This window comes from Actinomadura oligospora ATCC 43269, assembly GCF_000518265.1.
Classification (GTDB): Bacteria; Actinomycetota; Actinomycetes; order Streptosporangiales; family Streptosporangiaceae; genus Spirillospora; species Spirillospora oligospora.
In genome coordinates this window covers 263025-289717 of sequence record NZ_JADG01000010.1, presented here as the reverse complement: position 1 = coordinate 289717, position 26693 = coordinate 263025, and the positions used below count along the sequence as shown (strand labels likewise).

Here is a 26693-nt window from a genome sequence, read left to right as displayed (position 1 = left end):
ATTGCCACTGTTCGCCATATATCAGGGCAAATTACCCCAACCGTCGCGGGCGAAGCCGGTGACGGCTCCGCCGTCGGCCATCAGGCCACCGGGAATGTCATGGACGCCGGTCATCCGTCAACGGGCACTCGTGGCGAATTCCGAAGGGGCGGCACAGCAGATCCTGCCGAATGGAAGACCCCCCGTCGCGGTGTCCTCGGGCTGATTCGTCGTGGGACGAATCGTTGGCCTTGATCGGGGTCGCGTGCGACGTTCATGTCATGACTGTGGCGTCGGTTCAGCAGAGTCGTTACCGGGACGCGTTGGCCGTCGGGGAGTTCCGCGCGATCTTCGGGTCGTTCGTGATCTCGATGCTGGGCACGGTGGTCGCCGAGCTGGCCCTGACGGTGCTGGCGTTCGTCCTGGGACTCATCGCGCCGGTCTTCGCGAGCACGCGGGCGGCCACGATCGCGGACGCGCTGCCCGAGGCGGCCTACGCGCCGGGGCGGAGCCTGCTGCGCGTCTTCACCCAGGGCGCGCAGATCGGAGGCTTCGCGATCGGCGGTGCGCGCTGCTCACGGTCATCTCCCCGAGCGGCGCGCTGCTGCTGAACGCGGCGTGCTTCGCGGGCTCGGCGGTCGTGCTGCGGCTGGGGACCAGGGAGCGCCGCCCCGACACCGGCGCCCGTCCGCCCCTGCTGCGGGACTCGCTGTCGGGGCTCGGGGAGGTCATGAGGTTCCGGCCGGTCGGCCAGATCCTGGTCATCGGCTGGATACTGCCGATGCTGGCGAGCGCGCCCGAGGCGCTGGTGATCCCGTACGCGCACGAGCTCCACGTGGGGAAGGTCCAGACCGGGATTCTCATGGGCGCGCTGCCCGCGGGGTTCGTGCTCGGCGAGGTGCTGATGACGTGGCTCGGCAGCGCGGCTCTGCAGGTGAGGCTGGTGCCGGTGCTCACCACGGTGATGTTCGTGCCGCTGCTGGTGTACGTGACGCGCCCTGGCCTGCTCGTCACTCTGGTCGTCCTGGTGGTGTCGGGGATCGGCGGGGCCCAGCACCTCGGGCTGGACCGGTTGCTCCTGGCCAGCGCCCCGGAACCGCTGCGCGCCCGCGCGCTCGGTCTCCAGACCGCCGGGCTGATGTTCTGGCAGGGGACGGGGTTCGCGTTGTCGGGGGCCGTCGCCGAGTTCGTCCCGCTGCACCTGGTCGTGTTCGCGGCCTCGGTGACCGGCGTGATCGCGGCTTTCCTCACCACCCGGGGCCTCCCCCGCACCCGGCGCACGACGCCCCTGTCCACGCGTTTCGTCTCTGTCCACGCGTTTCGTACCTGCCCACGCGTTTCGTCTCTGGCATGGCGATCCTGCTCGTCCTGGCCGGTCACGAGACCACCGTCAACCTCGTCGGCATGGGCGTCATGACGTTGCTGCTCCACCCCGGGCAGCTCGCCGTCCTGCGCGCCGACGCCGCGCTTCTGCCGTCCGCCGTCGAGGAGCTGATCCGCCACACCGGGCCGATCGGCACGGGACTGGCCCGCTTCGCGACCACCGACCTCGACCTCGCGGGCACGCGCGTCCGCCGGGGGGACCTCGTCGTCACCTCGCTGGCCGCCGCCAACCGGGCCCCCGCCCGGTTCACCGACCCGCACCGGTTCGACGTCCGGCGCGGCGAGGCGCCGCACGTCGGGTTCGGACACGGCATCCACTTCTGCCTCGGGGCCGCGCTCGCCCGCCTCGAGGCCGAGGTGGCCATCGGCACCACCCTCCGCCGCCTCCCGGACCTGGCTCTGGCCAAGCCCGCCGAACGACTGGAATGGCGCACCTCGTCCCTGCGCGGCCTCGCCGAGCTCCCCGTGACCTTCACCCCGTCCCCTCCCCTCGCCCGTCCACCTCACTGAGCGCCCGCACACCCGTCCGCCAGATCGGACGGAGCACACCCGCACGCCCGCACCCACCTTGTCCGCGCCCGACCACACCTCTCGGAGAGCACCCATGTCATCCCCGAAGAGCCGCACCCGCCGCCCACTGCCGAGCCGCCTCCTCCGATCCGCCGCGCTCGACGCCCCCGTGGCGCTCGCGAGCGTGATCGCCCTGTCGGCCCGAGCGCCTCGGCCACCCCCTCACGCGGCGGCCTCGCCGACCGGCTGGCCACCGCGGTGACGGGCGACGCCGTCACCCGGCACCTGGACGCCTTCCAGCGCATCGCCGACGCCAACAACGGCAACCGCGCGGTCGGCACCCGGGGGGTCACCGCGTCCGAGGACTACGTGATGCGGCGCTCACCGCCGCCGGCTACCACCCGACCAAGCAGCCGGTCCCCTACAGCCGTTTCGACGTCCAGGCCGAGCGGACCGACGTGCAGTCCCCCGCCACCTCGCTGCGCACCCTCCTGCTGGACCAGTCGCCGCCGCTCCCTGAGGGCGGCGTCTCCACACGGCTCGTCATCGGCCCGGCGTCCGGCTGCCAGGCCGCGGACTACGACGGCCTGGACGTCCGCGACGCCGTCGTCCTCCTCGGCCGCGCGTCCTGTGGCCACGGCCAGCAGCTCAACGTCGCCGCCGGCGCGGGAGCGCGCGCCGTGCTGCTCTACATCCCCACCACGACCCCGCAGGACGTCTGGCGGCTGCACTGGTTCGGGGCCGCGCCGCCGCCGATCCCGCTGGCCTCCATCTCGCAGCAGCAGGGCCGACTGGCTTCGGGCCCAGGCCGCGTCCGGTCCGCTCACCCTCAACCTCGACTGGCGCGGACGGACCGTCTCCGGCGTCACCAACAACCTGATCGCCGAGACGACGAGCGGCGACAAGGACCGTGTGGTGATCGCCGGCGGCCATCTCGACAGCGTGGGCGAGGGCCCCGGCATCAACGACAACGGCTCCACCGCGGCCGCCCTCCTGCAGACCGCGCTCAAGCTCGCGCCGATGCAGCACACCGCCACCAACCGCGTGCGGTTCATCTGGTGGGGCGCCGAGGAACTGGTGGACGTGGGGTCGGACTACTACGTCGACCAGCTCACCCCCGCGCAGAAGCAGTCCATCCTGCTGTACCTCAACGCCGAGATGATCGGCGCGCCCAACTTCGTCAGCTTCGTCATGAACGGCCCCGGAGCGACCTCGGTCCCGTTCGACGCCTACTTCACCCAGCGCCACCTGCCGTACGAGCTGGCCCCCACCACCGCGGTCGGCTCGGACCACGAGCCGTTCATGAAGGCCGGGATCCCGGTCGGCGGCATGTTCGGAGGCTCGGTCGGAGCCAAGACCGCTGACCAGGCCGCCCGGTTCGGCGGCATCGCCGGCCAGGCCTACGACCCCTGCTACCACCAGCCCTGCGACACCACCGCCAACATCAACCCGCTCGCCCTCGACCGCCACAGCCGCGCCTTCGCCTACGCCGTCGGCTGGGCGGCCACCACCCCCACCATCACCGTCCCCCAGACCCCCTGACCACCACGCCCACCCAACGACGGCGGCGCGCGCACGGAACCCCTCCGTGCACGCGCCGCCGTCGCCGTCCACCACTCGCGGCACCGATCGTCCGCTTCGAATTCACTGATTGACCGATATAGGAATGGCCACTGCGAGGCACGCGCATTCGGTACACACCGTCGCGCGGAGGAAGCTTCGAGGGGATGTCGAATTCTCCAGCGCCCGCATGTTCGCCGACCGGCGCGAGGTTCCTTCAGGCGCAGGTTAGCGTAACGTTTTCAGTGTCCATACGTGACGTTGATATGGACCGGTCACGGGCCTCGATCACGCCCTCCGAAAATGGCCGGCTGACATGTGACACACGTCACATGATTGATGTTTAACCTCTTGCGTAAGCGTGGCATCTAACGTCTCGTCCACCAAGAAACGAGACAGGAGTTGCTGATGCGACGCAAGCTCATCCTCACCGCGGGCGTCCTCGCGACCGCCGGGACGGTCACGCTGGGCACGGCCGGGGCGGCCTCGGCGAAGGAAAGCTTCACCCTGACGGCGGGACACAAGACCGTCCACCCCCGCGGCGCGGTCGCGTTCCAGATGGCGGCGGCCTCGGACTCGGCCGGGGAGCACCTCAGCGGCCTGCGCTTCTGCCTCCAGCGCTCGGCCGGCAAGGCGAAGTTCACGACCGTGAAGTGCACGACCCAAAGCCACTGGAGCCGCAAGGACAAGGCGCAGGTCTACACCCTCGGGTACCGCTTCGGAACGAAGAAGGGCGCCTACACCTTCCGTGGCGTCGTCCAGTCCAGGGACCGCCACCACCACTGGAACCACACCTACAAGACCAGCTCGGTTGTGGTCCACGTCAAGTGAACGGCCTGAACGGACGCTGACGCGCGTGCCGTAGGCCGGCAGGGGAACGCTCCTCCGGCGCGCAGGTCAGCAAGGCCAGAAGCGGGACGGCCCCGGCAGCGATGAAGCTGCCGGGGCCGACTCCGTCTGAGGAATGAGGTTCGAGAGTTCGCAGGTCAGCGTGCGGGTGCGCCTCGGCTGGCCGGATGGGCCTTCGGGGCCAGGGGGCGGACGCGTGGATTGGTCGCCGCGCCCAGCACCTTGGTGTCGAAGGCCATGTCGACCACCATGCTCGCGAACCCCTTGGACATGAAGGTCAGGACCTTCGGGTCGTTGTTGGAGAGGTTGTCGCACCAGCGGAACGGGTTGTCGACGCAGCCGCCGTCGTCGCTCGGGACCTTCCCCTCGAAGTTGCCGAGGGTTCCGCCGAACAGGTCGACGTCCGACTGGAGCTTGCAGCAGTCCTGCCCGGTCAGGACGCCGCTCGCGGGGACCCCGGCCAGGTTGAACTGTTCGGCGTCGGTTCCGATCGGGGAGAACAGGATCTGTTTCTTCCCGATGGAGTTGAAGTAGTCGATCCCCACGTCCCGGGCGACCTTCGAAGGCTCGTAGACCTGCGGCGGGAACTGTGTCGAGACGACGCGGGTGAACAGGTCCACCCCGGCCGGATCGAGGACGCCGACGACGTAGTTCGGTGTCGCGGTCACGTCCGCGTCCAGGTCGTAGCCGATCTTGCCCAGCTCGCTGGGGCTGAGGTTGTTGACGTAGTACGACGAACCGAGCTCGCCCAGTTCCTCACCGCCGAACCAGATGAAGCGCAGCTTGTTGCGCGGCGTGACCTTGCGCATCAGCTGGGCGACGTTGAGGATCGTCGCGGAGCCGGACGCGTTGTCGAGCATCCCGGCGCCGTAGATCGCGTCGAGGTGGGCGTCCACGACCACGACGTGGTTCGGGTCGCCGCCCTTGGAGTCGGCGATGACGTTGTAGTCGTCGGCCTCGGGGTCGACCTTCGCCTGGATGTCGAGGTTCATCACCGGCGGCGACGCCGGGTTCTGCCTGTACTGGGAGAGCAGGTCGCTGCCGGACGCGAACGAGGTGAACGACACCGGGATGGTCGGGACGATCCGGTTGCCGTCGGCGTCCGAGAGGCTGCCGGCGATCACGCCGGTCCGGCCCGGGTTGCCCTCGTTGAAGATGACGACGCCGGAGGCGCCGGCGGCCTGCGCGTTCAGGACCTTGACGCCGTAGTTGCACCCGCCGCGCTGGACGAGCGCGACGCGTCCGGCCGTGAAGCCGCTGAAGTCGGACGCCTTGCACCCGCTGGACGAGCTGGGCGTCGGGGTCGGCGGGAGGACGATGCCGCCTGCGGGCTGGAGGGCCGCCGAGGCCGTCCCGGTGCTCTGACCAGGGTTCCAGTCGCTGACGACGGTGTAGTCGTGCGGCGTCGGCGACACCTCGCGGAACGTCGGCACCCCGACGTAGGCGAAGTAGAAGAACTTGTACTTCTGGATCGTGACGTCGTACCCGGCCTGGCGCATCAGCTTGGCGACATAGTCGACGGACGCCTTGTACCCCGGTTCGCCGGAGTTGCGCGACGCGTGCCCGTCCGGGCCGGGGTTGGCGTCGGCGATCGACTGGAACGCCTGCATGTGGCGCCACAGGTCCTCGGTCCGGACGCACTCGACCAGTTTGCGCGCCGTGTCGTTGACCCGGTTGGCGCATCCGGCGGGGCTCGGCCCCTGGCCGGCGTCCGCGGCCGAGGGCGCGGCCCCGGCGGGCGCGGTGGCGAGCGCCGCGACGAGCGCGGCCCCCGCCCCCAGCACCATGAATGGACGCGACGACCAACGATGTCGACGTGACATGCGACAGCTCCCCTCGCACACCAATGACATTCGGCAACAGCCGAATGAGGATCACTGTGACACAACTTCAACCCCCTGGAAACCATTCGGGCTTTAACTGACCTTCTCCGGCCAACTCTCGCCTTCAATTCAGCGGCGAATTCTTCGCTCCTCCACCTTTGCCGACGATCACTCGGGCCATTGAAATTGACCTCGCGAAGGAAATTCGACGGCGGACGGACGAATTGAGGCAGCCTGTCCGCGCGGACGGGTCCCGGCGCGTGGGGCGGTCCCGGGACGGCGGGTCGAGCTCGCGTCCCGGCGGCGGGCGTCCGTCCCCGGGACGCCGGTCGCAGGGCGCCCGACGCGGGACAAGGTGTGCCAACGCGCGGGGGCGAAGATTGCGGGATACCGCCAGGTTGTCGCCGGATCCCGGACGGCTATCGTGTCGCCTTGCCCTCAGAGAGAAGGAATGTGAAGCATGGTTGATGCGGGGAACATGTCCGGTCCGACGCCGCGCTGGTGTTCGTGCCGTGTACCGGACGACGCGGAGCAGTCGTCCGGTGTGAGCCGCAGGAAGGTCCTCGGCGGGCTGACGGCCGCCGGGGCGCTGGCGCTGGCGGGCTGGCCGGGGACCGCGCAGGCCGCGGCGCCCGGCAAGGACAAGTCGGTCACCATCACCGTGATGGGGACGTCCGACCTGCACAGCCACGCGGTCAACTGGGACTACTACACCGACGCGGCGTACGCCGACAGCGCCGGGAACGTCGTCGGCCTCGCGCGGGTGTCGAGCCTGGTGGAGAAGATCCGCGCCGAGCGCGGACGCGACCACACGCTGCTGTTCGACGCGGGCGACACCATCCAGGGCACCCCGCTCGGCTACTACTACGCCACCGTCGAGCCCATCACCAAGACCGGCGACGTCCACCCGATGGCGCGGCTGATGAACGCCATCGGCTACGACGCCGTGGCGCTCGGCAACCACGAGTTCAACTACGGGCTGCCGCTGCTGGAGAAGTGGATCGGCCAGATGGACGCGCCGGCGCTCGCCGCCAACGCCGTCCACGCGGGGACGACCCGTCCGGCGTTCCATCCCTTCGTCATCAAGCGGATGCACGTGGACGGCCACCCGCCGGTCAAGGTCGGGCTGCTGGGCCTCACCAACCCCGGCGTCGCGATCTGGGACAAGGCCAACGTCTCCGGCAAGCTGGAGTTCCTCGACCTGGTCGAGACCGCCAAGCGCTGGGTGCCGGTCATGCGCGCCCAGGGGGCGGACGTCGTGATCGTCAGCGCCCACGCCGGGGACAGCGGACTGTCGTCCTACGGCACCGACCTCCCGGTGGAGAACGCCTCGGCGATGGTGGCCGAGCAGGTCCCCGGCATCGACGCGATCCTGTTCGGGCACGCCCACCTCGACATCCCCGTGCGGTACGTGACGAACAAGACCACCGGCCAGAGCGTCGTGATGAGCGAACCCAAGTGCTGGGGCGAGCGGCTGTCGGTCTTCGACCTCACCCTCACCCGCGACAAGGGCCGCTGGACGGTCACCGGGAAGTCCGCGACGACGGTGAACACCAACACCGTCCAGGAGGACCCGGCGATCGCCCGCCTGGTCAGGAAGCAGCACGACGCCGTCGTCGGCTACGTCAACCAGAAGGTGGCGACCTCCACCCAGGCGCTGTCGGCGGCCGAGTCCTGCTGGAAGGACACCGCGATCCTCGACTACGTCCAGCTCGTCCAGACCGCGAAGGTCACCGAGGCGATCGCCGGGACGGAGCACGCGTCGCTGCCGGTGCTGTCGATCGCCGCCCCCTTCAGCCGGGCCGCGACCTTCCCCGCCGGGCAGGTCACCATCAGGGACATCGCCGGGCTCTACATCTACGACAACACCCTGCTGGGCAGCGTCCTGACCGGCGCCCAGATCAAGGACTACCTGGAGTACTCGGCGCGGTACTTCAAGAAGACCGCCCCGGACGCGCCCGTCGACCCCGCCTCGTGGACCAACGAGGCGGGCCGTCCCGACTACAACTACGACCAGTTCGCGGGCGTCGACTACGACGTCGACATCTCCAAGGACCCCGGTTCGCGGATCGCCAACCTGACCTACAAGGGCGCGCCGATCGCCGCGGACCAGAAGTTCGTCGTGGCGGTCAACAACTACCGCCAGTCCGGCGGCGGCGGCTTCCCCCACATCAGCACCGCGCCGGTGGTCTACAACGCCCAGGTCGCCATCCGCGAGGCCATCGTCGCCCACGCGTCCGCGTCCGGCGCCATCGACCCCGACGCCTTCCACACCGTGAACTGGAAGCTCACCCGCAACGGCACCCCCGTCTTCTGACCCCCGTGTCGCGTGCCCGCGCCCCTACACGCGGGCACGCGGCCCGGGGCCGTCGGCACGGACACGGCTTCTCCATGTTCGGAATCGGTCGGTGAACGTCGTGGTCACGGGCGGGCCTGTTGTCAGCGGTTGTCCGGGACTGTCCGGACAACCGGTTGAGCTGGCCGAATGGGCGGGTCACCGGGCCGGACGGCGGCCCGGACCCCAGTGGACTGGAGCCGCCCATGTACGACCGGCCCGCCTTCCCGGCCACCCGGCCGGGTCGCCGCCTCATCCCCGAACAGGTGCACGCCGCGGCGTTCCTCGCCTACACGCTGGCAGCGTCGATGTTCGGCTTCGCGGTCGCCGGAAGCGTCGCCACCTTCGCCGAGCCGACGGGACAGACCTTCGACGGCACGCCCTGTTACGGCACCACCGGCGACGGGATCTGCCAGAAGAACCCGTCGGGTGCGCCGGCGGGAATGGTGCTCGCGCTGCTCCTGCTGGGGCTGTTCACCGCGGGCGCCGGGCTGGCGGTGCACCTGGGGATCCAGCGGGCTCGGCTCGCCCTGGTCTTCGTGGCCGCTCTGGGCGGGATCGGCAGTCTGCTGCTGCTCAACGCCCCCGGAGCCGGGACGAAGGTCGCGGCGTTCATCTCCGTGGGCGCGTGCGTGGCGATGGCGCGCCTGCCCTACGGACTCGCGGGCGCACGATATTTCGGCGGTCACACTCAGACACGCGCGGAGGCGCTGAACGCGGTGGATCGCGCACGACCGTCGACCGCTCCGGGATCGGTGTGGCTGGCGGCGGCGTACTTCACGGCGCTGACCGCGATCGGCCTGTTCGGGAGCCTGGTGGCGCTGGCGCTCGCACCCGCCGTCTTCCCCGGCGCCGCGGCCGGGGCCGCGCTCACGGGCTCGGTGGCGGTCGGGCTCGTCCGGGGCAGGCTGTGGGCCCGCGCGTACGCGATCACGGCGCTCATCTTGGGGCTGGCCGGTGGGGTGGCCGTGCTGGTTCAGCTGTGGGACGTCGCGACGCCCCGGCACGAGCCGTTCGCCTCCAAGCCGCCGTCGGTCGCCGGTGGGGTCGTCCTCACCCTGGTTCTGATGGCGGTGGACGCCCTCGTGTTGTGGTCGGTGGCGGGAGAGCGGCGGGCGGCCGACTTCTTCGCGCGGGGCGCCTGAGGAACGCGACGCGGTCAGGAAGGTGACGCGGTCAGGGGCGTCCCAGGCACTTGGTGTGGGCGCTGCCGACCGCGTCCTGGCCCGTCATCCGCACGGTGGCGCCGGCCGTCACGCAGCCGACGCCGACCAGCAGCAGATTGGAGTACATCGAGTCGACGTGCCCCATCCGCCAGAGCGAGGATGTGCCGTCGATCGGACGGTCCACCTGGACCGACACCGACGCCGCCGACGTCTCGTTCGGGTCGGGATTGAGGCCGGGCGTCGGGGCGAACCTGGCCCACGCCCCGGCGCACCTCACCGAGTAGATCAGGTACACCGTCCCGACTTGCGTCCCGGCGGGCAGGACGCGGCTGTGCAGCCGTGCCGGGCGGTCGAGTCTGACCGGAATGTTGTCGCGGGGATAGGCGTCCGTGGTGCATCCGGCGACCTTGGGGTCGGTGCCGTCGTCGACCTGGGCGGACGCGGGGGCGGACGGGCCGGTCGCGGCGGCGGGCGCGGACGAGGTGGCGGGACGCAGCCACCAGCCGCACGTCCCCGCGAGGACCGCGACGACGGCGGCGACCGCCGCGTGACGGACGATCCCGCCGATCGGCCGTGTCCCAGGCGGACGGCCCGGAGGCGTCCCTCCCGGCACGGACGCCGCCGTGCGATCCGATGTCCCGTGCGCCGGTGGTGCCGCGCCCTCAAGGGACGTGGCGTCCATGGCGGACGCCGAGGTTCCCGAGGCCACCGTGTCAGCCGCTGCCGCGTCGACCGTGTCCGCCAGATCGGCGGTGTTCGCGGCGGGCTGCACGAGAAGGCCCTCGGCGAGCTGGCGGTGCAGGTGCCAGCGGACCTCCCATTCGGCGGGATCGCCCCCACAGGCGCGGACGAACGCCAGCGTCACCGCGAGGGTGGGCAGGCGTTCACCGCGGGTCGCGTCCGACAGGACCGTGTGGGAGTAGTTCGCTCGCGCGGCGAGCACCCTGTAGGACGGGCTGCCCGCCTTCCGGCGCAGCTTCCGGAGCTCGTCCGCGAACGCGGGCACAGGCCCGGCGTCACGGTCCAGCGGCCGCTCGGGTCTGCCCACCGGTCGGCCTCCTGGGACGCGCGCCTCTTCTCAAGTGATCGCCCGCATTCAAGCCGCACACGGCCGTCCGATCAACCGGTGGGGAGATACGGCGCGCACCCGTGAGAGAAAGCTGCCTTCCGAATACCGGTTTGAGGAGACCCGGGGCTTTCGCCGGTCAACGAGCGGGATCACTGGAGGCTGTTCTCAGGCGGAAGAGGACGACGCCGTACATCTGGGACGTTGGGCAGAGGCCCCACTGCTTGGAGTCTTCGGAGCGGGGGTGGTCGCCGCGGAGGGCGAGCATGGACGGCGGGACGCGGTCGGGTTGGTCTCCCGCGACCCAGGACGGTGTGGGGTCGCCGGGGGCGGCGATGACCCGCTTGACGTACCAGGCCGTTCTGGTCGGGGCGGCGGTCCAGCCCGTCACGGGGTCGGGGCGTGGGACGACGACGATCCGGCCAGGTCGGGCGCGGCGCCGGTGGCGCAGGACGAGCAGGACGTCGCCGTCGTCCAGGGTCGGGGTCATGCTGCCGCCCCGGACGGTGACCACGGAGAGGAGTGACCGGGCGGCCAGCGCGGCGCCGAGGAGGACGGCCGGAACGGCGGCCCAGGTCAGGGCCCCGGTCATTCGGCGGCCACCGGGGTCGGGTCCGCCTGGTAGCCCTCGGCCTGGCTGGTGAAGAGCCGGGCGTAGGCGCCGTCCGGGGTTGCCATGAGGGTGGTGTGGTCGCCGCTTTCCAGGATCCGGCCGTCCTGGACGACGACGATGTGATCGGCTCGGCGGACGGCGCTGAGGCGGTGGGAGACCAGGATGCTGGTGGAGCCGGTGCGGAGTTCACGCAGCCGGTCGTGGACGGCGGTCTCGGCGATGGCGTCGAGGCCGGAGCTGGGCTCGTCCAGGATCATCAGGTCGCGGCCCTGGCGCATCAGGCCGCGGGCCAGGGCGAGGCGCTGCCACTGGCCGCCGGAGAGGTGCACGCCGTTGACCTGCGCGTCGCCCTCCTCGTCGCCCGCGTGGAAGACCCGGCTGAGGAGCGTGTCGTATCCCGCCGGGAGGCGTTCGACGATCTCGTCGACGCCGGCGCGTTCGGCGGAGGTGCGGATCCGGTCGAGGTCGTCGATGGCGGTGAGGTCGCCGAGGCCGATGTTCTCGGCTGCGGTGAGGTCGTAGTCCATGTAGTCCTGGAACACCGCGCCGATGCGTTGGCGGAACTCCGCGACCGGGATGTCGCGGATGTCGACACCGTCCCAGAGGACGGCGCCGCGCTGCGGGTCGTAGAAGCGGCAGAGGAGTTTGACGAGGGTGCTCTTGCCCGCGCCGTTGAGGCCGACGACGGCGAGGCTGGTGCCGTGCGGGATGGTCAGGTTCAGGCCGCGCAGCACCCACGGCGCGTCCTCGTTGTACCGGAACCACACGTCGCGGAGTTCGATGCCGCCGGTCAGCGGGGCGGCCTCACCGCCGGATGCGGGCGGGGCCAGGTCGTCCTCGGCGTCGACCACCGTCAGGTAGTGGTGGAAGACCAGGGCGGACTGGTGTCCGGTCGCGATGCCCTGGACGAGCACGCTGAGTCCACCCTGAAGCCCGGCGAGGGCGCCGATGAACACCGAGACGTCGCCGATGCTGATCGTCCTCTGGGCAGCGGCGTGGACGGCCCACACCAGTCCGACCGCGGCGAGCAGCGCCCCCAGCGCGGCGAGGAAAACCTGGACGCGGACGACGCCGCGTTCGAGCCGGTCCTCGGCGTCGTTGGTGGCGCGCAGCTCGGTGAGCATCCGGCCGTGCAGGAAGCCGCCCAGCCCGAACAGGCGGATCTCCTTGGCGGCCTGCAGATCGCTCAGCAGCATCTGGTAGAAGAGCTTGCGCCGCAGGCCGGGGCTGGTCTGCCACAGCAGCCCGGCCCGACGGCGGCTCAGCATCAGGTGAGCGATCAGGGCGGGGACGGCGGCCACCAGGGCGGCACCGGCCATGATCGGGTTGATCATCAGCAGCGTGCTGACGAAGCCGATGACGCCGAGCGTTCCCTGCAGGGTGGACAGGCCCATCTGGACGAGCTGGTCCGGGGCGTGCTCGGCGGACTGCTGGGCCAGCCGCAGCCGGTCGTGGAACCGCGGGTCCTCCAGGCGGGCCAGTCCGTTCATGCGGTTGACCGCGGCGAACACACGGTCCTGGGACAGCAGGCCGATGGCCCGCCTGGCGCGTCCCTGCGCGTAGGTCGTGACGGCCGCCGATGAGGCCATGGCGATGCCGAGAACGCCGATGCCGGACGCCGTCCACGCCAGCGCCCCCATCCGGGGGTGGAACGCGGTGAGCTCGTCGAGCGCGACCTTGGTCAGCCACGCGGTGGCGACCGGCGCCATGCCGCCGACCATGGCCGTGACCAGCTGGAGGAGCAGCGTTCCGGGGCTCGCCTGCCAGGCGAGCGCGTACGCCGCCCTCATCCCCCGGACGACCGAGACGCGGGGCTCCGCCCTGTCGTCGGCGCCGCTCACGGCAGCGAGGGCAGGGACGAGGGCACGGTCTCGTCCAGCTCCCGCGGGCTGAGGCCGGCGGCGGTCACGACCCCGTCGGGGCCGTAGTGGGCGAACCCCGGGTAGAGGCGCGCGCCGAACGCCGTCCCGACGGGCGCGTCGAGGAACTCGGGGACGATGTGGTCTGCGATTCCGACGAGCCGCGAGGTCAGCTCACCGTCGGACGCGTCGACCCCGACCACCGTCGCCAGGACGCGACCTCCCGCGTTCTGGACCAGGCGTGCCCGCTCGGCGAGCGCCGGGACGCTCTCGTCGCAGGTCGAGCAGTCCAGCGACAGGAAGGCGACGAGCGTTGGACGGCCGGCCAGCTCGTCCGCGCCGACCGTCGTGCCGTCCAGGGTGGTCGCGGTGAAGTCGGGCATCCGGTCGCCGGGCGCGATGCCCAGCTCCGGCTCCCGGCCATCCCCGCCGTCGTCGTGGCCGTGGTCGTGGTCATGGTCCGCCGGTGGGGTGCTCCCGCGGGCGCGCCAGCGGCGCACCAGGGCCAGGGTCAGCACGAGGTTCAGCCCGGTGAGCACCGTGACCAGGACGAGCCCGGCGACGAGGAAGTCCACAGATGTCCTTTCCGGCTCCGGAGGTTCCGGCCGCTCACCGGCCGCGGCCCCCGGTCACGACCGGGGTCTGGAAGAGCGCGGCGATATCGTCGACGAAGACGGTCAGAGCGGTCAGCAGGCCCGCCGCGACCACGGCCAGCACGATCCCGGCCACCTCGCCGGGAACGCCGCCGCCGACGGAGAACGTCACGATCGAGCCCAGGACCGCCGCCGCCAGCAGCACCGCGTTGCGGGCGATGTGCCAGCCGCTCATGGGCACCTCACTGGCGCCGAAGCAGGCGCATTTCACCTGCGTCCCGCGGAGCACGACCACGGTCGGGATCGCGGTCAGGCCCACGCAGAACAGCGCGGCGGCGACGAAGCCGACCGTGACGGTGGCGGGCACGGCGAGCAGCAGCGTGATGAGCAGTTCGGCCGCGGGGACGAGCCAGGTCAGTGGACGGCGCGACCACACCGGAATGAAGTCGAAGTTCTTCAGGGAATCGGCGAAATCACCGGGTGAACGCAGTTTGGCCACCGCCGCGAGCGTCATCACCATGGCCAGCGTGATGCGGCAGGCAAGCGATACGTACAGCACGGATGCTCCTGGATGAGAGGGTGCCGAAAGCTTAGACCGCCCTCGCCCGGATTCTCGGGTTCGGACGGCCTCCGAACCGGTTTCCGGTGTCTTCGCCGGGTCCGCGTGGCCGTCCTCGGAGGGGCGGCCACGCGGATTTCAAGCGAGTGTCACGCGAGCCGGTCCGTCATCAGCAGTTGTTGTTGTTGGTGCTGTACCAGGGGCCGCAGTAGACCGAGCAGTCGCCCCTGTAGGAGCAGACGCGAACGAAACAGACGCCGCCTATGAGTTTGTATTGCTGGTATGTGTCCGGCGGGCACCCGGCGTCTGCGGCGGTCGAGGGAAGCAGCACCTCGATGGCGCGGGTGACACGCTCGGTCATGCTCTTCAGCATGGGTCCTCCTTCTGGAAGGGGTGGATGGGTTCCTCCACGCGGGCCGAGCACGCCGAGCAGGGTTCGATCACGGCGGACATGGCCGGCGAGGCATGGGGGGGCGGCTCCTCGAGCGCGCCCAGGGTTCGGCACGTCACTCGTGGCCAGGGTGTTCGGCGCCTCGATGGCGCCCCGGGCGGTTCGGTACTCGTGACCGGCTAGGGGACGGCCATCTCAGTGCGCAGGGCGGCGACTCCCACGCCCGCCGAGGTCACCCTGCCGTTGGAGTCGTACCAGGCGTAGGTCGGGTAGTGCTTGGCCCCGTACCTCCTCGACAACTCGGCCTTCTCGTCCTCGGCGATCACGATGTCCATGGCGTCGCGGAGCATGACGACGAGGTCACTGCCGGCCGCGTCGATCCCGTGGACGACCGCCAGGGACGTCCCGCCGGTGGCGCGGAGCCGTTCGGCGTGGTCCGCGAAGAGGGGAACGGCGTCGCGGCATGCCTTGCAGGTGAGCGAGAAGAATCCGACGAGGGCCTCTTTCCCGAGAAGGGCTCTCTCGGTGACCGGAGTCCCGTCCAGAGCCCGGGCCGAGAAATTCGGGATCCGGTCGATCGTCCTGACACGGATACCGGACGCATCTGTGAGAAGGGCTGCCGCATCGCCTTCCCGCCACTTGCGGAGGACCACCAGGAGAATGGCCAGGTTCAGGACACCGACAACACCGACAAGTACCAAGCCGACAACAGCCAGAACCATGTCAGAGATCCTCCCCCAGAACCGGACAGGCACCGGTGGGCCGCAGCCACTCGTTCATGATCACCCAAAAGCGGTCCGGCCGCAATGGTGGATATGGCAAATCCGCAGAGGTATTGACGTTTACCGTCCTCACGACCGGGGGCTGTAACGCGGGCGTGGTCAGAACGATGTCCTCGCGGCGGAACCGGCGGAAGGCTCGGCCGCCGACGCTTCCGCGGGCCTGATCAGCGCGGCCGTGGACGGCCGCGACCGCCGCGTCCGGCCACGCGCCGAGGCCCTGGGCCGGCGCTTCCCGGGCCTCCTCGCCCCGTCCTCCGCCTCGCCGAGGCCGAGGCCGACCAACTCCTGGCCGCGACGGTGTCGTGGGATCAGGTGGTGCCGGGGGTGGGGGCTTCCGCTGCGGCGGCGATGACGCGGGTGAGGGTGCGGTGGAGGTCCTGGAGCTCGTCCAGGCTCATGCCCAGGCGCTCCATGATCGTGGCGGGGATGTTCTCCGCCTCCTTCCGCAGGGCCTCGCCCGCGGGCGTGACCGTGACGGCCAGCAGGCGCTCGTCGCGGACGTCCCGCGCGCGGCGGATGAGCCCGGCGGCCTCCAGGCGCTTGAGCAGCGGCGACAGCGTGCCGGGGTCGAGCTGGAGCAGGGCGCTGAGCTTCTTGATCGACAGCTGGCGGTGCTCCCAGAGCGCCAGCATCACCAGGTACTGCGGGTGGGTCAGGCCCATCGGCTCGAGGATCGGGCGGTAGTGCGCCAGGACGCTCCGCGAGGCCACCACCAGGGCGAAGCAGACCTGGTTCTCCAACGCCAACGGGTTGGGGATGTCGCGCAGATCACCGGCCACGATTCCTCCAGACGCGCTCTTGTGGGGTACAAAGATAGTACTGCAATGTTTTGTACACCAACGATTTGCGCGTCAACAGAGACCGCCCGGGTCCGCTGGACGCGTCCGCCCCGCCCGTCCCGCCCGTCCCGCCGGAACCGTCGCCCCGACGGCCGTCCAGCGCCCCGAGGAGAGTGGATGTCCCTCAAGCGACCGTCCTTCCTGCCGTCCCTGGACGAACTGGAGAACCAGGCGCTGAAGCGCTCCGCCGCGCCGGCCGAGGCGGGCTCGCAGTTCGACCATCCCACCGCGAAGAAGCTGTTCTGGGCCGTCGGCATCCTCACCGTCATCGCGCACGTGGTCGGCGGCGTCATCTTCTTCTTCCTCGGCTTCTGAGCCCCCGCCCTGCCCACGGGGCGGTCCCCCGCGCCGGCGTCGCACCTCGGATCCGCCATCCCGACGCGCGACGCCGGCCCCCGTCCTCCCGCACGCGGCCGACCCGGCACTGACCTTCGAATCGGCACCCCCGCCCGCCTTCAGGTGCGTCCCGTCGCCGCGCAGGTCGTCGGGCCCGCGACGGTGCTCGCGTACCAGGCGGCGGGGACGATGCGGCCGTCCGGAAGGTGGTGGACGTCCGAGCCCGTGGCCGCCGCGAATCCCGCGCGCTCCAGCGACACCGCGCACGCGAGGTTGCCGGTCTCGGTGCCCGCCCTGACCTCCGCGTACCCCAGGTGCTCGTGCGCCAGCCGAAGGACACCGGCGAACAGTTCCGCGCCCAGCCCGTGCCCCCGGTACTCCGGTCCGAGGTAGCCGCCGACCTCGCACGTGCGCGCATCGACGGACGTGACGCTGGCCATCCCCACATAAGCGCGTTGCCGCAGGTCGATCGCGACCAGGCACATGGACAGCGCGGGATGGACCGCACCGGACGGCCGTCCACGCCGGGCCCGGGTGCCCGCGAGACGACGTCGCACCACGTCCGGCGCGACGTGCCGCGCCTCCCAGCCGAGCCAGCGCTGCGCCTCCGCGTCGCTCCCCGCAGCGGACGCGACCTGTGCCTCGAACACCGTCGGCGTGCGCAGCAACAGCCGCGCCGACTCCAGCGTGTGCCGACCCTCGGCGCAGGCCGGACCGCGCCGCCGGAGGACGGAAATCCTCATGCTTCGTTCCTTCGTGGATCCGATTCGCCCCCCGAGCCGCTCAGAGGTTACGGCCCCGGACGCGACGCCCGGCGGCGAGATGGTCTCCATCGGCTGAGAACTCCCGGTGCGTCCTGCGGCAGGATGTGCCTCATGTGGGGAAAGGTCTTCAAGCGCCGGGGGCACGGGCCTGGCGCGCGTGACGGCGCGGACGGCACCGAGGCCAGGGAACTCGAGGCGCGGGTCGTCGCGTTCGGGGAGGCTCTGCGGGCCCACCCCTTCACCCCCGACACCGACCCCTCGACCCGGCGCGAGCTGGGCAGGGCGCTGGACGCGTATGACGAGGCCACCAAGGCACTGAACAGCAGGGACGACAGCGGCGCTCCGGACGAGGACGGGGTCCTGCGAGCACTGGACGGCGGACGGCTGGCCCTCGATCGGCTCGACGCGCGACTCGCCGGACGGCCGCTGCCAGAGCAACTACCACTGTGCTTCTTCGACGCCCGGCACGGACCGGGGACCACCCGTGTTCGCTGGCCGCCGTCCAGGAGCGGGCGAATGGTCGCGGCGTGCGCCGCCGACGCCGTTCAGGTCCGGGAAGGTCGAGAGCCGCTCATGTCGCGCCGTGTGCGGGAGGCGTTGACGTCCGAAAGGCCAGGCCGAGGGACGACGTCCCACCAGGTCGAACTGCCGCGGGAGCGCCCGTCGGTGCTGGTCGTCCGCACCGACCAGGCCACGCGGGTCGAGGTGCGGTTCGAGGACAAGGTCGGGCGCAGCTCGCGCTTCTATCCGCTCGGCGGCGGCGTCGATCCGGTCATCGCCCGCGTTCCCGCTCCGGGCAAGCGCCGAACCCTGAAATTCACCGTGGCCTTCCCCGACGGCGACGAAATCAAGTGGACGGCCGACGCCGAGTCAGCACACGCCGTTCCCATCGTGGGCGACGACGGGATGCGGGGAGACGGGTCCGACGTCATCCGCTTCGAGGGCGCGGCGGAAGGCTGGAGGTTGCGGCATCGTGGGAACGGACCGGTCGCCCTGGAGGCCCTGGACGACGACCTGGCCTTCTGGACGCGCGTCGCGTCCGGCGACGGGGACGTAGACCTGGAGTTCCGCTGGCCGGGCCCCGGCTACTACCAGGTGCGGGCGGGCGGGACGTGGCTGCTCGAACCGGCAGGTGCCTCCTGACCGGACGTCGTGTTAGGTTCCGAATCTGATTCGGTCATCGACCTGGAGGGCGGCCGTGGCGGACGACGTGTGGAGCACTCCCGAGCGGACGGCCCTGCGGAAGATGGTGCGGGACTTCACCGAGCGCGAGGTCCTCCCCCACCTGGACGGATGGGAGGAGGCCGGGGAGCTGCCGCGGTCGCTGCACCGGAAGGCCGCCGGGGCGGGGCTGCTGGGCGTCGGGTTCCCCGAGGACGCCGGCGGGCAGGGCGGATCGGTCGTCGACGCGCTGATCGTGGCCGAGGAGATGATCCAGGCGGGCGGATCGGGCGGGCTGGTGGCCTCGCTGTTCACGCACGGGATCGCGCTTCCGCACATCGTGGCGTCCGGCGACCGGGACCTGATCGGACGGTTCGCCGCGCCGACGCTGGCGGGCGAGATGATCGGCGCGCTGGGCGTCACCGAGCCGGACGCCGGGTCGGACGTCGCGGGACTGCGGACGACGGCCGTCCGGGACGGCGACTCCTACGTCGTGAACGGGTCCAAGCTGTACATCACGTCCGGTGTCCGGGCGGACTTCGTGACCACGGCCGTGCGGACGGGCGGCCCGGGGTTCGGCGGCATCTCGCTGCTGGTCATCGAGAAGGGAACGCCCGGGTTCGCCGTCTCGCGGTCGCTCCGCAAGATGGGCTGGCTCTGCTCCGACACGGCCGAGCTGTCGTTCACGGACGTGCACGTACCGGTGGCGAACCTCGTCGGCCCGGAGAACAGCGGATTCGTCCAGATCGTGCAGAACTTCGTGGCCGAGCGGCTCTCGCTCGCCGTCCAGGCGAACGCCCACGCGCAACGATGCCTCGACCTCACGATGCGCTGGGTGCGTGACCGCGAGACGTTCGGACGTCCACTGTCGTCGCGGCAACTCGTCCGGCACAAGGTTGCCGAAATGGCGCGGCAGGTGGACGTCGCCCGCGTCTACACACGCCACGTCGCCGAGCGCTACGTGGCGGGCGAGGACGTGTTCACCGAAATGGCCTTCGCCAAGAACACCGCCGTCCAGGCATGCGAGTACGTCGTCAACGAGGCCGTCCAACTCCACGGCGGCATGGGCTACCTCCGCGAGTCCGAGGTCGAACGCCACTACCGCGACATCCGCATCCTCGGCATCGGCGGCGGCACCACCGAAATCATGAACGAAATAGCCGCCAAACGCCTAGGCCTATAACCCCCGCCCCGCACCTTCACACCCCAGGAAACCTCTCGCCCACACACGCGCGTGCCTTCATGAAGAAACTGAAGAAAACCTAGTGAGAGGTGCCGACCACCGCGAGGGATCACGGCGTCATGACGTCGCGAGCTCACGAGGCCGGACCCCAACGGCAGGGGCCGTCACTGCTCTCTCGCGCACGCGCACGTAAGGGCACTCCGGAAACTCCGGAAATGCAGCTCGCAGGGGCTCTCAGGCGATCCTGCTCGTACGTCCGACAGGCGCGCACAAGGCAGTCCGCTCCCGAACGTGCCCGAGCCGTCATGTAGCGGAACGTGCCCCCGTCTCCTCTGCCCGAGACGCCCGCGTCGTCCCTCGCCCCTGTGCCCGGACCACGGCGGCATTCGCGGGTGTGCGTGATCCCGCGTCCCGCCAAGTCCCGCTTTCGGACGCGTTACGGCAGGTCAGTGCGGTGCCGTCCCGATGATTCCCGGGCTCGTCCCGACCCCTTCCGGACGGCCGAGGGGACTGCCCAAGCTCGTCACGGACGGCAGGCGCAACCAGCGTCCGACCGCCACCTGACAGCAGAGGAAGCGACAGGAGTGACCATGCACAGCACCCACTCGCCCAGGCCCCGAATCCAGAAGTCCCGCGCGGCCCAGATCGCGACGACAGGGATCGCGGCGACCGCCGCGACCCTCACCCTGGCCGCCGCACCCGCCAACGCGGCCCCGGCCCGGCCGACGACTCCGCAGGCGACCGCGCACACGGCGACGTCCGCGCAGTCGGCGGCCAAGCGCGCCCACTGGTACAACCTCAAGCACGCCTCGAAGAGGGTGTACTTCAGCTGGGACCAGGACTGGCGCCGCCGGGGCTCTCGGATCATGCAGGTCAAGGCCCGCTGCTGGGGCGGCAACCGCATCAAGATGAACGTGATCTTCCAGTACAGGTCCAAGTGGACGGGGTGGCACAACATCAAGAGCGGCAGCCGCCGCTGCGACGGCCAGTACCTCGTCCTCAGCATCAGGAACGCCGGGTCCAGCGTGTACGGCGCACAGTTCATCATCGGTAAGCACACCCAGACCATCGAGTACTGGGCCCAGGCCTACGGCTGATCCTCCCTAAGTCCCGGGCGCGGCCAGGCCGCGCCCGGGCGGTCTCCCGCAGGCTGGGCCACGTCCCGCGCGCCGGAGCGGCCCGCGCAATCGCTTTGCCGCACCTGCGGTGGCCGAGGATGGTCAGCAGGCCGCCGGTGAGGAAGAAGGGTTCGTACAGCAGGGTCGCGAAGCGGTCCATGTCGCCGAGGTCGCTGATCGAGCGCTGTCCCAGCGCCAGTGAGATCCAGTCAGGCGCGGACGGCACCGCGTGGACGAGCAGCAGCCCGGTGGTGCCCCAGGCGCCCGCTGCCATCAGCCGCTGCGGATAGCGGCGTCCACTTCGGGCCGCCCGTGACGATCATGTCGCTCATGGGGACAAGCCTGTCGCGGCACGCCCGGCGAACATCCCCCCACAAGGGGCGACCAGGTCCCCCATACGGGTGAAAGATCCACGAGCTCACACGACGCTGATGGCGTGTCCAGAACGTTCGGCTGCCGGGAATGGCCGGCGGAGGCGCAGCAGCGCGACCGGTGTCAGTCGTAGACGCCTGACCTCGTCCCGTTCCTGCATGCGTGTCCCTCTCATCGCCTGCTTCAATACACCCGCCTGCTCAGCAGGGCCGATCAGGTCGCAGAGGTCGGCGGCGACGGTGGTTTCGTCGGGCCCTGGCGCGGCTTCCACGGCCGTGCTCGCCTCCAGCAACGCCGACAGTTCAGTCACCCCACCCGGGCGGGCCAGGACGAGAAGGAGATCATCGCTCAGGGGGAGACAGCCGGGGCTCACCATGGTTCCGAGAGGCTCAACGGGGGTCGAGATCTTCAGCAGGACCCCCGGCACGCCTGTGGACCGGCAGAGCACCACCCTGCCACGGGTGAGCCCGAACATCAGACGGTTGACCTGGCCGACGGCACTGAGCACTATCGCGTCCAGAATGCGGCGCATTCATCCCTCTCCGACCATGTGCAGGGTGACCGCTTGTTCAACGAACCGCACCGTGCGGGGTTCCCGGCGCTGCCGTGCTGGGGCGGCGGACGTGCGGCGGCCACGCAGCGCTCCGGGCTTCGTCTTGAGCGCCAGCGTTCTGAGTGGAGCGGGCCGGTATGTCGGGGGCGCGTGAATCTCGCTCAGCGACACATCGCGTCGATGAGATCTGAGAAATGCGGGAACTCCGCTCGTGCGGCGGTCACGATCTGGGTGGGGGCCCGGCTGCGCCCGGGTGCGTGGCGCTCGGCGACCGCATGGAAGGCATCGTTCGGCATCGTGGCGGAGTCGGGGTCCGTGAAGGCTTCGGCGGGGCCCAGACCGGCGGCGAACAGCCAGAGGAGGTCGCCGAGATCGCCGGCGATCACACCACGCTCGCCCTCGGAACCGATGTAGACGACGGGCTGGTCGGTGATCGGCGCATCGGGTCGTACGAGCCAGAAGCCGGTGTAGTCACCCGCCCCGGTCGTGCCGAAAAAGCGGAACTCGCCGCCGTCGACCTCTTGGTTGCCGGTCCACAGGCGGAACCACCACGCCGTCCGGTCGGGCTCCTCGAACTGGTCGTACAGCTCGAAGTCACAACCGCTGGCCTCGTCGGTCTCCTCGTCGTACTCCCACTCGAAGCCGACCTCGGCCACCTCGGCCAGGGCAGTGGGCAATGCGAGGTCGTCAGGTACGTCCGCCACCCCGGAAGATTAAGCGATCACCGGGAGCCGTGCCGCTGGAAACTCGGTGGAGGGCGTCGCGTTCGTCCTGCTGCTCGGCCTCGGGGCGTCCGGGTGTACCGCTGCCGCGCCCTCGCGCCAGCCGGAAGGAGCCGTGTGGTGGTGGCCGTTCTTGGTCGCAACTTGTGAAGTGCGCTTTTCTGGGCAGGCGGGGCAAACCGCATTTTGGAAGAAGAGTGGGGTGGGTGGCGGTGTCAGCCTGACGGCGGCAATCATCGCTCGAGGTCAGGAGTGACGTCATGGCCCAGCTTGCTAAGAACTTGCCTGCTCCCCCGACGGAAACGCCACGGCAACGGATCCTGGTCATCGCGCTCGGCGCCCTGATCGGGTTCGCGCTGACGGTGATCTGGTCCGCGGAGTTCGTCGATCAGACCATCGGCGACAACGTCGCCAACACCCTGCTCGGCCACGACGCGAAGGCGACGCCCATCACCGGGATGGCCACCGGCGTCCTGTTCGCCCTGGTCTCTGGGGTGGCGGGCACCTTCACCGCCTGCAACGTCGCCGCGTTCAGCGCGCTCACCCCGACCATGGCCGAGGGAGGGGCGACGGCGGGCGACCGGGTCCGCGGGACGTTCCGGCCGCTCGCCCTGCTCGCGGCCGGAATGATCCCGGTCTCCGCGCTGTACGGGGCCGTCGTCGGGGTCGTCGGCACCGACATGCCCCAGTTCCGGGCGGCGGCGGCCGGCGGCTCCGGGATCCCGCCGCGACTGGTCCAGGCGATGATCGTCTTCGGCGTGATCGGGTTGATCATGGTCGTGCTCGGTCTCGCCTCGGCCGGCGTGATCAAGGACCCGCTGGGGCCGCTGGAGGCGCGCTTCCCCGGTGCGCAGCTGGTCGTCATGGGCGCCCTCATCGGAGGATTCCTGATCGGACGGCCCTTCCCCCTGTTCCGGCAGCTGTTCCGGGACGCCGCCGAGAGCCACAACCCGCTGTACGGCGCGGCCGCGTTCGTCCTGCAGTCCATCGGCAACATCGCCATCATGGCGGTGCTCCTGATCGCGATCGCCCTGCTGACCGGCGGCCGTGTCAGCCGGTGGCTGACCGCCACGCACCGCAGGGCCGGCGCGATCACCACGGTCGGCTACATCGCCGCGGGCGTCTTCCTCCTCCTCTACTGGGACGTCCGCCTCCCGTCCGTCTTCGAGAAGTTCTGGTACCCCCTCGCCCCCTGGGTCTGACCACGTCCACGGCCGCCGCGGAAACCGCGGACCCCGGCTCCCGCGCCGGTGCGCCCGCGCCGCTCGATCATGCTCACGAGCAGTCCCCACCCGCCGCCGTCAGTCCCCTCGACCGAAGGCCGCGGGAGCGGGAGTATTCGGTCCAGCACTTGAGGGACGGCCCGAGACGAGCCGCTCGCCATCGCTGGGCGGTTCGCCTCGGGTCGCGCCGGACCTGCCTGGGCGTCGTTGGTCAGGACAGTCTCCAGTCCTGTTCGTCCTTGGCGACGCACTCCCAGTTCACGATGGCGCCCCCGCCGGCGTAGTTGGCGGCGACGGCGGTGAGGCAGTGGTTGTTGACCCCGCTGATCAGCCTGTTTCCGGCGACGTGCCACTGCTGCCCGCTCGCGCTGTTGCAGTCGTAGAGGTTGATGGCGGCCCCGTTGCCGCCGTTCCCGGCCCGGACGTCGAGGCACTTCTCGCCGGGGAGACCGCTCTTGATCCTGCCCCTGGCGTCGAAGATCCACCGCTGGTTGGCGGTGCCACGGCAGGGCCACAAGGTGACCAGGGCGCCGTTGCCGGTGTTGGCGTCGGCGACTTCGAGACACTGACCGCTGGCCGCCAGCGGCTTGATGAGGACCCCCTCGTCGAGCCGCTGGGACGCCGGACGAGCCGAGGACGCCGCCGAAGCCGACGAGACCGCCCACAGCCCGCCGAGCATGACGACGGTCGGCAGCAACACCACCCTCGTGAATCTGCGCATCGTGCTCTCCCTTCCCTTCCTTGGGGGTCATCCGCCGAACCGGCGGTGATCCGCCCTGTCGCCCTCAACGCTCCCCGAGCAGCGGGCGCGCGGGTATCCCCGGATCTTGGGGGTTGTCACGACCGCGAAGCCTCAGGCACGGGCAGGGGGTGATAGCGGCATGTGCCCACAGGACAGCGTTACGTGGCTGATACTGGTCGCGTGAGCACGAGAGAGTGCGCGTCCGGTGTCGCGCTGATCGGGGCCGCGACGGAGGTCGGCTCCGCCACGGAACTGGGCGGTGTGATCTCACGGTGGATCGGACGCGTGATACCGCACGAGGGGTACATGCTCGCCGCGGTGGACCCGGTCACCGGCGTTGGGTGCTTCCTGGCACGAGAGCACGGCTACAGCCCGGCGGCGGCCCGCCGGCTGACCCTGGGCGACCGCCTGGACGGCGACCATCCCTTCCCCTTCGAACGGCTGACGGAGGGGCCGTGCCGGGTGGGCGTCCTCAACACCGACGCCCCTGGCCTGCGCCGCAACGCCGCGATGCGCGCGGTGATGGCCGACCAGGGTGTCGGTAGCGAACTGCGTGTCGCGCTGGTCGACGCGGGAACCGTCTGGGGCGGACTGGTGCTGCTCCGCTCCCGGGGAGCCCGGCCGTTCTCAAGGGCCGAAGCGGCCAGAGCCCAGCGGCTCGGCCGGGACGTCGTCGCCGCGATGAGGCGCTATGCGACGGGCGCGCCGCCGGAGCCCAGCAGGCTCGACCAGCCACCGGGTGTGCTCGTCGTCGGAGCCGATGAGACGGTCGTGGCGGCCACACCGTCGGCGCGCGCGTGGATCGGCGAGCTGGAGACCGTGCCCGCCCGTGAACTCGCCGCGCCGCACCTGCCGATGGAAAGCACCGTCTGGCACCTCACCCAGGCCGCGCGCCGCCCGGACACGGGCGCGCTCACCCGCATCCCCACCCGGCGCGGATGGATCGTCCTGCGCGCCCAGCCCATGAGCGGCGAGGGAAGCAGCGCGGTGGCCGTGACGATCCAACCGGCCACCGGAACCGAACTGCTACCGGCGATGGCGCTCTGGCACGGCCTGACCCCCAAGGAACGCGCGGTCGTCGACCACGTCCTTGAGGGGCAGGCCACCAAACAGATCGCCCGGCGCCTGAAGATCTCGCCCCACACCGTCAACGACCACTTCAAGTCGATCTACCGCAAGATCGGCGTGTCCGCCCGCGACGAGCTCATCGCCAGACTCCTCGGCTGAGGGCCGCGCTCGAACTCCCCGAGGCTTTGCCGGGACGGCGTGGACGTCGTCGTCGCCCAGGGCTGGGAGGCAAGCGGGCACAACTACGGCGGACTGCCCACCCTGGGCCGCGTCCCCTCGGTCGTGGACGCGGCGGGCGACCGGGTCCCGGTCCTGGCCGCGGGGCAGGAGCCGGGGTCAGGTTCGCAGGGCCGCGCGGAGTGCGTTCAGGGAGGGGGCGCCTTCGGGGCGACCGCCGGTCTCGGACGGGTAGAGGCGGCACGCCAGGGTGACCGGCGTGTCAGGGGTGGCGAAGGGGTCGTGGCCGTCGATCAGCAGGGTCGGCGAGCCGTGCATGCCCCAGCGCTCCGCCTCGTCCTCGGTCCGGACCTCCTGCCGCCGGACGGTCACCGGCGGCCCGTCGGCCAGCACCAGCGCGAGCCGTTCCTCGAGCACGGGTCCGTTCGGGCAGTCCGGCACGGTCACCACCGTCAGTTCCACGCGGCTCTCCTTCGCAATGCGACGCCCGGCCCGGGGGACTCACTCCGAGACCGTGGCGATCAGTACCAGGACCAGTGTGGCGACCGCGAGGAGTCCGTGCGCCACGACGACCGGGAGCGGGATGGCCCGCTCGGGCGGGCCCGTCTCGGTCCGGGCGGCGCGGTGGGTCGGGAGCCAGCGCGTCAGCATCGTGAAGCCGAGCAGGGCGATGACCACCAGGAGGATCAGGGCGATCCAGGCGAGCGCGGTGGCGTCGGTGGCCATGTAGATGATCCAGATGATCAGCCCGGCCACCGCCAGCAGGAGGTGACCGAAGATCACCGGGACCGGGAAGCGGGTCGGCGGGGCGTCCGCCGGTGCGCGCATCCCGCCGCGGGCCAGCCAGAGGCCCAGCATGGTGAAGCCCCCGAGGGCGGTGAGCAGCCAGACGATGAGGGCGGCGACAGCCATTTCGGCCTCCTCGCCGGGTCGGAGCCTGGGCCGACCCGTGGATCGACGTCGATCG

Annotated in this window: 28 protein-coding genes and 2 pseudogenes; 14 read left to right on the top strand and 16 right to left on the bottom strand. The window is 70.8% G+C overall.

Features of this window, described 5'->3' with window-relative positions; genetic code table 11:
• The first annotated feature begins 260 nt into the window (after positions 1-260).
• The 6 genes and pseudogenes from P696_RS52595 to P696_RS0117460 all read left to right on the top strand — a co-directional run bounded on the left by P696_RS52595 (position 261) and on the right by P696_RS0117460 (position 4263).
• On the top strand, positions 261-590 hold the full coding sequence (locus P696_RS52595) for a hypothetical protein (protein WP_157429753.1): 330 nt from the start codon (positions 261-263) through the stop codon (positions 588-590).
• A 29-nt stretch (positions 591-619) separates the two neighbouring features.
• Positions 620-1396: an MFS transporter gene (locus P696_RS46280; RefSeq protein ID WP_026413335.1), complete on the top strand. Its 777-nt coding sequence runs from the start codon at positions 620-622 to the stop codon at positions 1394-1396.
• Positions 1330-1872, top strand: a complete 543-nt coding sequence (locus P696_RS46275; RefSeq protein ID WP_034485358.1) for a cytochrome P450 — start codon at positions 1330-1332, stop codon at positions 1870-1872. The genes P696_RS46280 and P696_RS46275 overlap by 67 nt, the downstream gene beginning before the upstream one ends.
• Before the next feature lie 458 nt (positions 1873-2330).
• Positions 2331-2648, top strand: a pseudogene (locus tag P696_RS59320) (PA domain-containing protein); the annotation flags it as partial.
• 100 nt (positions 2649-2748) lie between these two features.
• Positions 2749-3414, top strand: a complete 666-nt coding sequence (locus P696_RS59315) for a M28 family peptidase (RefSeq protein WP_425394154.1) — start codon at positions 2749-2751, stop codon at positions 3412-3414.
• Positions 3415-3840: 426 nt separating this feature from the next.
• A complete protein-coding gene (locus tag P696_RS0117460; RefSeq protein WP_157429751.1) occupies positions 3841-4263 on the top strand; it encodes a hypothetical protein in 423 nt (140 codons plus the stop codon).
• 155 nt (positions 4264-4418) lie between these two features.
• Here P696_RS0117460 and P696_RS52580 read toward each other — a convergent pair whose 3' ends face one another.
• Positions 4419-6068 (bottom strand): M28 family peptidase, encoded by a 1650-nt coding sequence (locus P696_RS52580; protein WP_051467795.1) that lies wholly within the window; start codon positions 6066-6068, stop codon positions 4419-4421.
• A gap of 496 nt (positions 6069-6564) precedes the next feature.
• Here P696_RS52580 and P696_RS0117450 point away from each other — a divergent pair, with 496 nt between their 5' ends.
• Positions 6565-8421, top strand: a complete 1857-nt coding sequence (locus P696_RS0117450; RefSeq protein ID WP_084337663.1) for a bifunctional metallophosphatase/5'-nucleotidase — start codon at positions 6565-6567, stop codon at positions 8419-8421.
• Between the two features lie 224 nt (positions 8422-8645).
• On the top strand, positions 8646-9584 hold the full coding sequence (locus tag P696_RS0117445) for a hypothetical protein (RefSeq protein WP_026413331.1): 939 nt from the start codon (positions 8646-8648) through the stop codon (positions 9582-9584).
• A gap of 31 nt (positions 9585-9615) precedes the next feature.
• On the opposite strand, the gene P696_RS57450 is transcribed toward P696_RS0117445, so the two are convergent.
• The 8 genes from P696_RS57450 to P696_RS0117400 all read right to left on the bottom strand — a co-directional run bounded on the left by P696_RS57450 (position 9616) and on the right by P696_RS0117400 (position 16247).
• Positions 9616-10653: a helix-turn-helix domain-containing protein gene (locus P696_RS57450; protein WP_051467793.1), complete on the bottom strand. Its 1038-nt coding sequence runs from the start codon at positions 10651-10653 to the stop codon at positions 9616-9618.
• A gap of 157 nt (positions 10654-10810) precedes the next feature.
• Positions 10811-11263, bottom strand: coding sequence for a S26 family signal peptidase (locus tag P696_RS46255; protein ID WP_051467792.1), 453 nt, complete (start codon positions 11261-11263; stop codon positions 10811-10813).
• Positions 11260-13125: an ATP-binding cassette domain-containing protein gene (locus tag P696_RS0117430; RefSeq protein WP_026413330.1), complete on the bottom strand. Its 1866-nt coding sequence runs from the start codon at positions 13123-13125 to the stop codon at positions 11260-11262. Before P696_RS0117430 ends, P696_RS46255 begins: the two co-directional genes overlap by 4 nt.
• Positions 13122-13718, bottom strand: coding sequence for a TlpA family protein disulfide reductase (locus P696_RS52570; protein WP_026413329.1), 597 nt, complete (start codon positions 13716-13718; stop codon positions 13122-13124). Before P696_RS52570 ends, P696_RS0117430 begins: the two co-directional genes overlap by 4 nt.
• A gap of 34 nt (positions 13719-13752) precedes the next feature.
• Positions 13753-14295 (bottom strand): MauE/DoxX family redox-associated membrane protein, encoded by a 543-nt coding sequence (locus P696_RS0117420; protein WP_157429750.1) that lies wholly within the window; start codon positions 14293-14295, stop codon positions 13753-13755.
• A gap of 169 nt (positions 14296-14464) precedes the next feature.
• Complete coding sequence (locus P696_RS0117415) at positions 14465-14668, bottom strand: hypothetical protein (RefSeq protein WP_026413327.1); 204 nt, start codon at positions 14666-14668, stop codon at positions 14465-14467.
• Between the two features lie 197 nt (positions 14669-14865).
• A complete protein-coding gene (locus P696_RS0117405; RefSeq protein ID WP_026413326.1) occupies positions 14866-15408 on the bottom strand; it encodes a TlpA disulfide reductase family protein in 543 nt (180 codons plus the stop codon).
• Positions 15409-15776: 368 nt separating this feature from the next.
• Positions 15777-16247, bottom strand: a complete 471-nt coding sequence (locus P696_RS0117400) for a MarR family winged helix-turn-helix transcriptional regulator (RefSeq protein WP_245627701.1) — start codon at positions 16245-16247, stop codon at positions 15777-15779.
• A 177-nt stretch (positions 16248-16424) separates the two neighbouring features.
• On the opposite strand from P696_RS0117400, the gene P696_RS0117395 reads away from it, so the two are divergent.
• A complete protein-coding gene (locus P696_RS0117395) occupies positions 16425-16622 on the top strand; it encodes a hypothetical protein (RefSeq protein WP_026413324.1) in 198 nt (65 codons plus the stop codon).
• 140 nt (positions 16623-16762) lie between these two features.
• On the opposite strand, the gene P696_RS46245 is transcribed toward P696_RS0117395, so the two are convergent.
• On the bottom strand, positions 16763-17386 hold the full coding sequence (locus P696_RS46245; RefSeq protein WP_051467791.1) for a GNAT family N-acetyltransferase: 624 nt from the start codon (positions 17384-17386) through the stop codon (positions 16763-16765).
• A gap of 132 nt (positions 17387-17518) precedes the next feature.
• Here P696_RS46245 and P696_RS0117385 point away from each other — a divergent pair, with 132 nt between their 5' ends.
• The 3 genes from P696_RS0117385 to P696_RS55965 all read left to right on the top strand — a co-directional run bounded on the left by P696_RS0117385 (position 17519) and on the right by P696_RS55965 (position 20848).
• Positions 17519-18550, top strand: coding sequence for a hypothetical protein (locus tag P696_RS0117385; RefSeq protein WP_026413323.1), 1032 nt, complete (start codon positions 17519-17521; stop codon positions 18548-18550).
• Between the two features lie 55 nt (positions 18551-18605).
• Positions 18606-19751 (top strand): acyl-CoA dehydrogenase family protein, encoded by a 1146-nt coding sequence (locus P696_RS0117380; protein WP_034485353.1) that lies wholly within the window; start codon positions 18606-18608, stop codon positions 19749-19751.
• A gap of 590 nt (positions 19752-20341) precedes the next feature.
• Positions 20342-20848 (top strand): hypothetical protein, encoded by a 507-nt coding sequence (locus tag P696_RS55965; RefSeq protein WP_157429749.1) that lies wholly within the window; start codon positions 20342-20344, stop codon positions 20846-20848.
• Here P696_RS55965 and P696_RS59310 read toward each other — a convergent pair.
• The 3 genes and pseudogenes from P696_RS59310 to P696_RS0117360 form a co-directional block, all read right to left on the bottom strand.
• A pseudogene (locus tag P696_RS59310) lies at positions 20796-21161 on the bottom strand (DUF3995 domain-containing protein); the annotation flags it as partial. The gene P696_RS55965 and the pseudogene P696_RS59310 overlap by 53 nt on opposite strands.
• 126 nt (positions 21162-21287) lie before the next feature.
• Positions 21288-21773: a hypothetical protein gene (locus P696_RS0117365; RefSeq protein WP_026413320.1), complete on the bottom strand. Its 486-nt coding sequence runs from the start codon at positions 21771-21773 to the stop codon at positions 21288-21290.
• A gap of 182 nt (positions 21774-21955) precedes the next feature.
• A complete protein-coding gene (locus P696_RS0117360) occupies positions 21956-22498 on the bottom strand; it encodes a hypothetical protein (RefSeq protein ID WP_034485350.1) in 543 nt (180 codons plus the stop codon).
• Between the two features lie 278 nt (positions 22499-22776).
• Between P696_RS0117360 and P696_RS46235 the strand changes: the two genes are divergently transcribed.
• Complete coding sequence (locus P696_RS46235; RefSeq protein ID WP_034485346.1) at positions 22777-23718, top strand: hypothetical protein; 942 nt, start codon at positions 22777-22779, stop codon at positions 23716-23718.
• 232 nt (positions 23719-23950) lie between these two features.
• Here P696_RS46235 and P696_RS0117350 read toward each other — a convergent pair whose 3' ends face one another.
• Complete coding sequence (locus tag P696_RS0117350) at positions 23951-24460, bottom strand: RICIN domain-containing protein (RefSeq protein ID WP_084337659.1); 510 nt, start codon at positions 24458-24460, stop codon at positions 23951-23953.
• A 201-nt stretch (positions 24461-24661) separates the two neighbouring features.
• Between P696_RS0117350 and P696_RS0117345 the strand changes: the two genes are divergently transcribed.
• Entirely contained in the window at positions 24662-25708 is a 1047-nt protein-coding gene (locus P696_RS0117345) for a helix-turn-helix transcriptional regulator (RefSeq protein WP_051467788.1), read from the top strand.
• Between the two features lie 177 nt (positions 25709-25885).
• Here the strand turns inward: P696_RS0117345 and P696_RS0117340 are convergent, their stop codons facing one another.
• A complete protein-coding gene (locus P696_RS0117340; RefSeq protein ID WP_026413316.1) occupies positions 25886-26188 on the bottom strand; it encodes a hypothetical protein in 303 nt (100 codons plus the stop codon).
• Positions 26189-26227: 39 nt separating this feature from the next.
• Entirely contained in the window at positions 26228-26638 is a 411-nt protein-coding gene (locus P696_RS0117335; RefSeq protein WP_026413315.1) for a hypothetical protein, read from the bottom strand.
• Positions 26639-26693: the final 55 nt, after the last annotated feature.

What these genes read in the sequence shown, in the direction of transcription:
- P696_RS46255 (WP_051467792.1), bottom strand. Translation starts at nt 11,263, where the DNA reads ATGACCGGGGCCCTGACCTGGGCCGCCGTTCCGGCCGTCCTCCTCGGC.
- P696_RS52580 (WP_051467795.1), bottom strand. Translation starts at nt 6,068, where the DNA reads ATGGTGCTGGGGGCGGGGGCCGCGCTCGTCGCGGCGCTCGCCACCGCG.
- P696_RS0117385 (WP_026413323.1), top strand. Translation starts at nt 17,519, where the DNA reads ATGTGGGGAAAGGTCTTCAAGCGCCGGGGGCACGGGCCTGGCGCGCGT.
- P696_RS0117460 (WP_157429751.1), top strand. Translation starts at nt 3,841, where the DNA reads ATGCGACGCAAGCTCATCCTCACCGCGGGCGTCCTCGCGACCGCCGGG.
- P696_RS0117445 (WP_026413331.1), top strand. Translation starts at nt 8,646, where the DNA reads ATGTACGACCGGCCCGCCTTCCCGGCCACCCGGCCGGGTCGCCGCCTC.
- P696_RS0117350 (WP_084337659.1), bottom strand. Translation starts at nt 24,460, where the DNA reads ATGCGCAGATTCACGAGGGTGGTGTTGCTGCCGACCGTCGTCATGCTC.
- P696_RS46245 (WP_051467791.1), bottom strand. Translation starts at nt 17,386, where the DNA reads ATGAGGATTTCCGTCCTCCGGCGGCGCGGTCCGGCCTGCGCCGAGGGT.
- P696_RS55965 (WP_157429749.1), top strand. Translation starts at nt 20,342, where the DNA reads ATGCACAGCACCCACTCGCCCAGGCCCCGAATCCAGAAGTCCCGCGCG.
- P696_RS0117395 (WP_026413324.1), top strand. Translation starts at nt 16,425, where the DNA reads ATGTCCCTCAAGCGACCGTCCTTCCTGCCGTCCCTGGACGAACTGGAG.
- P696_RS0117415 (WP_026413327.1), bottom strand. Translation starts at nt 14,668, where the DNA reads ATGCTGAAGAGCATGACCGAGCGTGTCACCCGCGCCATCGAGGTGCTG.
- P696_RS0117405 (WP_026413326.1), bottom strand. Translation starts at nt 15,408, where the DNA reads ATGGTTCTGGCTGTTGTCGGCTTGGTACTTGTCGGTGTTGTCGGTGTC.
- P696_RS0117450 (WP_084337663.1), top strand. Translation starts at nt 6,565, where the DNA reads ATGGTTGATGCGGGGAACATGTCCGGTCCGACGCCGCGCTGGTGTTCG.
- P696_RS46275 (WP_034485358.1), top strand. Translation starts at nt 1,330, where the DNA reads ATGGCGATCCTGCTCGTCCTGGCCGGTCACGAGACCACCGTCAACCTC.
- P696_RS0117365 (WP_026413320.1), bottom strand. Translation starts at nt 21,773, where the DNA reads ATGCGCCGCATTCTGGACGCGATAGTGCTCAGTGCCGTCGGCCAGGTC.
- P696_RS0117335 (WP_026413315.1), bottom strand. Translation starts at nt 26,638, where the DNA reads ATGGCTGTCGCCGCCCTCATCGTCTGGCTGCTCACCGCCCTCGGGGGC.
- P696_RS46235 (WP_034485346.1), top strand. Translation starts at nt 22,777, where the DNA reads ATGGCCCAGCTTGCTAAGAACTTGCCTGCTCCCCCGACGGAAACGCCA.
- P696_RS52595 (WP_157429753.1), top strand. Translation starts at nt 261, where the DNA reads ATGACTGTGGCGTCGGTTCAGCAGAGTCGTTACCGGGACGCGTTGGCC.